The sequence below is a fragment of the Sodalis sp. (in: enterobacteria) genome, assembly GCF_047607725.1.
Lineage (GTDB): Bacteria > Pseudomonadota > Gammaproteobacteria > Enterobacterales > Enterobacteriaceae > JBLKSS01.
The window spans coordinates 1-5,793 of record NZ_JBLKSS010000208.1; the positions used below are offsets into that span (position 1 = coordinate 1).

General features: G+C 53.6%; 6 protein-coding genes and 1 pseudogene. 1 reads left to right on the plus strand and 6 read right to left on the minus strand.

All coding sequences use genetic code 11. The features are described 5' to 3' along the window. On the plus strand, positions 1-197 hold a 197-nt coding region (locus tag ACMX3H_RS16340), incomplete at its 5' end, for a transposase domain-containing protein (RefSeq protein WP_415211575.1). Between the two features lie 9 nt (positions 198-206). Here the strand turns inward: ACMX3H_RS16340 and ACMX3H_RS16345 are convergent. The 6 genes and pseudogenes from ACMX3H_RS16345 to ACMX3H_RS16370 form a co-directional block, all read right to left on the minus strand. After that, positions 207-692 (minus strand): annotated as a pseudogene (locus tag ACMX3H_RS16345) (ATP-binding cassette domain-containing protein); the annotation flags it as partial. Positions 693-1,350: 658 nt separating this feature from the next. Continuing rightward, positions 1,351-2,322, minus strand: a complete 972-nt coding sequence (gene nrdF / locus ACMX3H_RS16350; protein ID WP_415211576.1) for a class 1b ribonucleoside-diphosphate reductase subunit beta — start codon at positions 2,320-2,322, stop codon at positions 1,351-1,353. 17 nt (positions 2,323-2,339) lie between these two features. Then, the gene (gene nrdE / locus ACMX3H_RS16355) at positions 2,340-4,496 is read right to left on the minus strand and encodes a class 1b ribonucleoside-diphosphate reductase subunit alpha (protein ID WP_415211577.1); all 2,157 of its coding nucleotides are present in this window, start codon (positions 4,494-4,496) and stop codon (positions 2,340-2,342) included. Then, on the minus strand, positions 4,472-4,879 hold the full coding sequence (gene nrdI / locus ACMX3H_RS16360) for a class Ib ribonucleoside-diphosphate reductase assembly flavoprotein NrdI (protein ID WP_415211578.1): 408 nt from the start codon (positions 4,877-4,879) through the stop codon (positions 4,472-4,474). Before nrdI ends, nrdE begins: the two co-directional genes overlap by 25 nt. Before the next feature lie 9 nt (positions 4,880-4,888). Next, on the minus strand, positions 4,889-5,128 hold the full coding sequence (gene nrdH / locus ACMX3H_RS16365) for a glutaredoxin-like protein NrdH (RefSeq protein ID WP_415211579.1): 240 nt from the start codon (positions 5,126-5,128) through the stop codon (positions 4,889-4,891). Positions 5,129-5,392: 264 nt separating this feature from the next. After that, entirely contained in the window at positions 5,393-5,512 is a 120-nt protein-coding gene (locus tag ACMX3H_RS16370) for a glycine zipper domain-containing protein (protein ID WP_415211580.1), read from the minus strand. Positions 5,513-5,793 lie beyond the last annotated feature (281 nt).

A 5,793-nucleotide genomic window follows, 5' to 3' on the forward strand; every position in this document is an offset into this window, starting at 1 on the left:
GCAAGAACTATCTGTTCTTCGGTTCGGATAGCGGCGGCGACCGGGCGGCGCTGATGTATACGCTGATCGGCAGTTGCAAACTGAACGGCGTGGAGCCGGAAGCGTATCTACGCCATGTGCTGGCGATTATCGCGGATCATCCCATCAACAAAATCAAAGAGCTCCTGCCGTGGAACCTCACCATCCCTGCTGAATAACTGTCAATACGGCGCTGTGCGTACGCTTACTTCCAGTCCCACCTGCGCCAGGGCTTCCAGCGCTTTGTCATGGCGTTGCTGTGGCGCCATACCATCCAGCATCATGCCGAAAGCGGTATTATCCAGCACGTTCAAATGCGGCATCAGTGCAAAAGACTGAAACACCATACTGATTTTTTTACGTCGCACCTCGCGCAGGGCGACATCGGCGATGTTGGCGATATTTTCGCCGTCAATCAGCACCTCACCCCGTGTCGGCTCTATCAGACGATTGAGAAGGCGTACCATAGTGAATTTACCCGAGCCGGATAATTCCATGATGACGAATATCTCGCCTTCTTCAATGGCCAGACTGGCATTTTTAACGCCAACCGTCAGACCGGTTTTTGCAAATATGGTATCTTTGTCTTGCCCTGCGTTAATCAATTTGAACGCCCGCTCGGGGTGTTCACCAAATATTTTATAAAGGTTCTTTACTTCAAGTTTTACTGCCATGAAATTATAGTTTTCCCGTGTGACATCTACTATATAAAATAATCCTGACCAAAATTAAAACGCCCTATTCCTTAACATACAGATATTCTGAGACAACCCCTAATCGCCCTAAAGACAGGATATTCATGACGCGAGGATGGCCTATTACGGCCGGATCCACTACGGCAGACAAGGGTTTGTGGCAAATATCACCTTGTGAAAAAAAACGCTATTTTTAGGCAATGAAGAGGGCGATATCAGCAGCAAAAAGCGGCGAGGGACGTTCGTTTGGGATATATTCTCGTTTCGAGATTGACTCTTTTTTTCTCATATTTGGCGCAAGTGGATAATAGTGCCAAGTCTATAAGACGAAGCGTTTTACCCTGTCAATCGCCATGATGGAATATTCGCGCATTGCGTTTAATATCGGGTCAGAAATCAACCCCGGAATTATCGCTTTTAGCGAGAGGAAATAAATGTTGCGTTGCCGATGCGGCGAGAAGAGAGATAAGCAATGCGGGAGCGCGGGTTATGTCACAGAGATGAAATTGCCAGGTTTAAACCCCAGCCGCTTATAACCTGTCCGCGGGGAAAACCCGGCCGGCGTCGTGATTTCGTCCTCGCCGAACCGTCCACGCCGACGGTCACAAACACCCGTCGGCGTGGACGGCCATCGGTGTTAGAAGGCCCAATCCTCGTCTTCCGTATTGACCGCGCCTCCCATCACATAGGAGGAGCCGGAGCCGGAGAAGAAGTCGTGATTTTCATCCGCGTTCGGCGACAGGGCCGAAAGAATGGCAGGATTCACGGCGGTCATCGAGGCCGGGAACAGTGCCTCATAACCGAGATTCATCAAGGCCTTATTGGCGTTATAGTGCAGAAAAGCGGTGACGTCCTCGGTCCAACCGACGTCATCATACAGCACGGCGCTGTAAGCCAGCTCATTTTCGTAGAGATCCTGCAACAGATCATAGGCGAACAGCTTAACTGCCTCGCGGCGCTCCGGGGTGGCCGCCGCCAGACCGCGCTGGAATTTATAACCGATATAATAGCCGTGCACCGCTTCATCGCGAATAATAAGGCGAATTAAATCTGCGGTATTGGTCAGCTTGCCGCGGCTGGAATAATACATTGGCAAATAGAAGCCGGAATAAAATAAGAATGATTCGAGAAAAACGCTGGCCACTTTTTTCTTTAGCGGGTCATTATCCTGATAATGGCGTAGAATAATAGCCGCTTTATTTTGCAGTGCCGCATTCTCTTCGCTCCAGCGATAAGCAGCGTCCACATCCGCCATGGAACAGAGGGTGGAGAATATCGAGCTGTAGGAACGGGCATGTACCGCCTCCATAAAGCAGATATTGGAAAATACCGCCTCTTCATGAGGGGTCAGGGCGTCGACCATCAACGCCGGCGCGCCGAAGGTATTTTGCACCGTATCCAGCAGCGTTAGGCCGGTAAATACCCGAATTGTCAGCTGTTGCTCCTGGGCGGATAAGGCGTTCCATGACGGGACGTCATTAGACAGTGGTAGTTTTTCGGGCAGCCAAAAATTGGCGGTCAAACGGTTCCAGACTTCCAGATCTTTGTCATCCTGGATACGGTTCCAGTTTACCGCCTGGACGCGCGTACGCGCGGATTCGAGGGTCATAGCATTCTTCCTTGACCTTACAGGGCGCACGACACGCAGCCGGCCACTTCGGTACCTTCTAGCGCCAACTGCCGGATGCGGATGTAATACAGCGTTTTAATACCTTTTTTCCAAGCGTAAATTTGCGCCCGGTTAATATCGCGCGTGGTCGCGGTATCGTGAAAGAAGAGCGTTAGCGACAGCCCTTGATCCACATGGCGAGTGGCGGCGGCGTAGGTATCGATAATTTTTTCCGGCCCAATCTCGTAGGCATCCTGGTAATAGGCCAGGTTCTCATTGGTCATGTACGGCGCGGGATAATAAACCCGGCCGGTTTTACCCTCTTTACGGATCTCGATACGCGAAACGATCGGGTGAATGCTGGAGGTCGAATGGTTGATATACGAGATAGAGCCGGTAGGCGGCACCGCCTGCAGGTTTTGATTATACAGCCCGTGCCGCTTGACGCTGTCCGCCAGCGACCGCCAGTCTTCTTGAGTCGGTAACTGAATATGGCTTTTGGCGAACAAACGGCGCACGCATTCGCTTTTCGCTTCCCAAAGCTGGCTGATGTAAGGCGTGAAATACTCACCGCTTGCGTAGCGTGACTGCGCAAATCCGCCGAAGGCGCGTCCGCGCTCTATCGCTAACCGGTTGGAGGCGCGCACCGCATGATAGGCCACGGCGTAAAAATAGAGATCGGTAAATTCCACAGCCTCCGGGCTGCCGTAATAAATATGCTCGCGCGCCAGATAACCGTGCAGGTTCATTTGACCGAGGCCGATGGCGTGGGAATGCTGATTACCCTCGGCGATCGAAGGCACCGAGCCGATATGGCTCATGTCTGACACCGCGGTCAGGGCGCGCACCGCCGTCTCAACCGTGTGGCCAAAATCGGGCGAATCCATCGTGTGCGCGATATTCAGCGAGCCCAGATTACAGGAGATATCGCGCCCCACGTGTTGATAGCTCAGGTCTTCGTTGTACTCGGTGGCGCTATTGACCTGCAGAATTTCCGAACACAAATTACTCATATTGATGCGCCCGGCGATGGGGTTGGCGCGATTCACCGTATCCTCGAACATCATATAAGGATAACCGGACTCAAACTGGATTTCGGCCAGCGTCTGGAAAAAAGCGCGCGCGTTGATGGCGGTTTTACGAATACGGCTGTCCGCCACCATCTCGTGATAGCGCTCGCCGATAGCCAGTTGTGAGAACGGCTGACCGTAAATACGCTCCACGTCATACGGCGAGAAGAGATACATCGGCTGATTGTCCCGCGCCAGCTGAAAGGTGATATCCGGTATCACCACGCCCAGCGACAGGGTTTTGATGCGGATTTTCTCGTCGGCGTTTTCGCGCTTGGTGTCCAGAAAACGCAAAATATCGGGATGGTGGGCGTGCAGATAGACGGCGCCGGCACCCTGGCGTGCGCCGAGCTGATTGGCGTAGGAAAACGCGTCCTCAAGCATTTTCATCACCGGTATCACCCCGGACGATTGATTTTCGATACGCTTGATGGGGGCGCCCGCTTCGCGCAGATTGGTCAACATAAAGGCCACGCCGCCGCAGCGTTTTGACAGCTGAAGCGCGGCGTTGACCGCCCGGCCTATCGATTCCATATTATCTTCGATACGCAGCAAAAAGCAGGAGACGTATTCCCCGCGCTGCTGTTTACCGCAGTTGAGAAAGGTGGGGGTCGCGGGTTGGAAACGGCCGGAGAGCATCTCCGCCATCATCGCCCTGGCGAGGGTTTCGTCGCCGGCGGCCAACGTCAGCGCCACCATGCACACCCGATCCTCGAAATCTTCCAGATATTGCTTGCCGTCGAAGCTTTTCAACGCATAACTGGTGTAAAACTTCAGCGCGCCCATAAAGGTCTGGAACTGGAAGCGTTGCGCGCGGGCTCGGGCTTCGGCGAACAGCGAAGCGATAAACGCCTGGCTGTAAGGCGCCAGCACCTTAGCTTCATAATAGCCCTCGTCGACCAGGCAGCGCAGCTTTTCCTCAAGGGAGGCAAAGCGACGGCTGTTCGGGATCACATGCTGTTGCCGGTAGCACTCTACCGCCAGATGATCCTTGTCGAACTGGATATGGCCCGCCTCGTCGTAGAGGTTGAGCATGGCATTGAGGGCATGATAATCCAGCGCCTGCAACGCGGGTTCAATTATGCTAAGTTCTGTCGCTGCCAAAATTCGGTCACTCCCTTTCGTACCTGTGCGACATCTTCCGCCGTTCCCAATAGCTCAAAGCGATAGAGCAGAGGAACCTGACATTTCTGGGCGACGATATCGCCCGCCAAACAGAAGGCTGCACCGAAGTTCCGGTTGCCGGCGCCAATGACGCCGCGCAACAAGGAACGGTTTAACGGATCGTTGAGAAAACGGATGACCTGGCGTGGTACGGCGCCGCGGGTCGAGCCGCCGCCGTAGCTCGGTAAAATGAGAATATAGGGGGCATCCGCTTTCACGCTCTCGCGCATCTCAAGAGGGATACGCAGCGCCGGCAGCCCCAATTTTCTGACGAAGCGGTGCGTACTCTCCGAACTGCTGGAAAAATAGACCAACGCGGTCATTACCGCGCCTTAGGCCGGTATTGCGCTGGCGGACAACAGGTTAATTTTGTCCGGACGAAAGCCGCTCCAGTGTTCACTGGCGGTCTGTACCACGGGAACTTGCTGATAACCGAGCGACCTGACATGATGCAGTGCTTGCTCATCGTCCAGCAGATCCACCAGCCGGTAATCGATGCCTTTACGGTCAAGCGCGCGGCAGGTAGCGTGACATTGGACACAATCCGGTTTAGTGTAAATAGTAATAGTCATGATTCGTATTTACCTCTCACAGTGTAGGCGTCGCGGGCTTGCGAGAGCGTTGCCGCCGCGTTGTGGTGCTGAACATGTAATGCATACTATATCTAGATATAAATCAGATCAACCATACAATATATAGTAATACCCTGCGGCGGACGCTAGCTTCTGAGTAAAAAAAGCAAATAAAAAACCCGCTCCAGGCGTGGAGCGGGTTCATTGCAGGTATTGTAGGGCTAACAAAGAGGAAAAAGAGGAAAAAAATTTTCCAGGACCGATTTAACCAGCGGCGCTGTCGGACTTGCGGCGCGTTAACAGAACCCCTAGCACGATCCCCACCGCGGTCGTGATGCCCAAGCTGTGCCAGGGTTTTTCCACGACAAAGTTTTTGGTTTGCACCGCGGCGTCGCGGGCATACTGGGCGCCATCGCGGGCGTATTGACCGATGCGGCTGTTGCCGTTCAGTTTGGCGCGGGTGTCGTGTAATGCCCGCCGGGCTTTCGCCTGCAGGTCACTCAGTTCTTCCTGGGTCGTTTTATCGGTAAGCGCCCCGTGGAGGACGTCTTGAATTATTGGTGGGTTTGTTGTATGGCCCGGTAAGAATATGTTCCACTACGATGCCTAGTGAACCCGCATCCTATAAGGGACGGCTGTCAGATCATGGATAATCCGGCGATGAT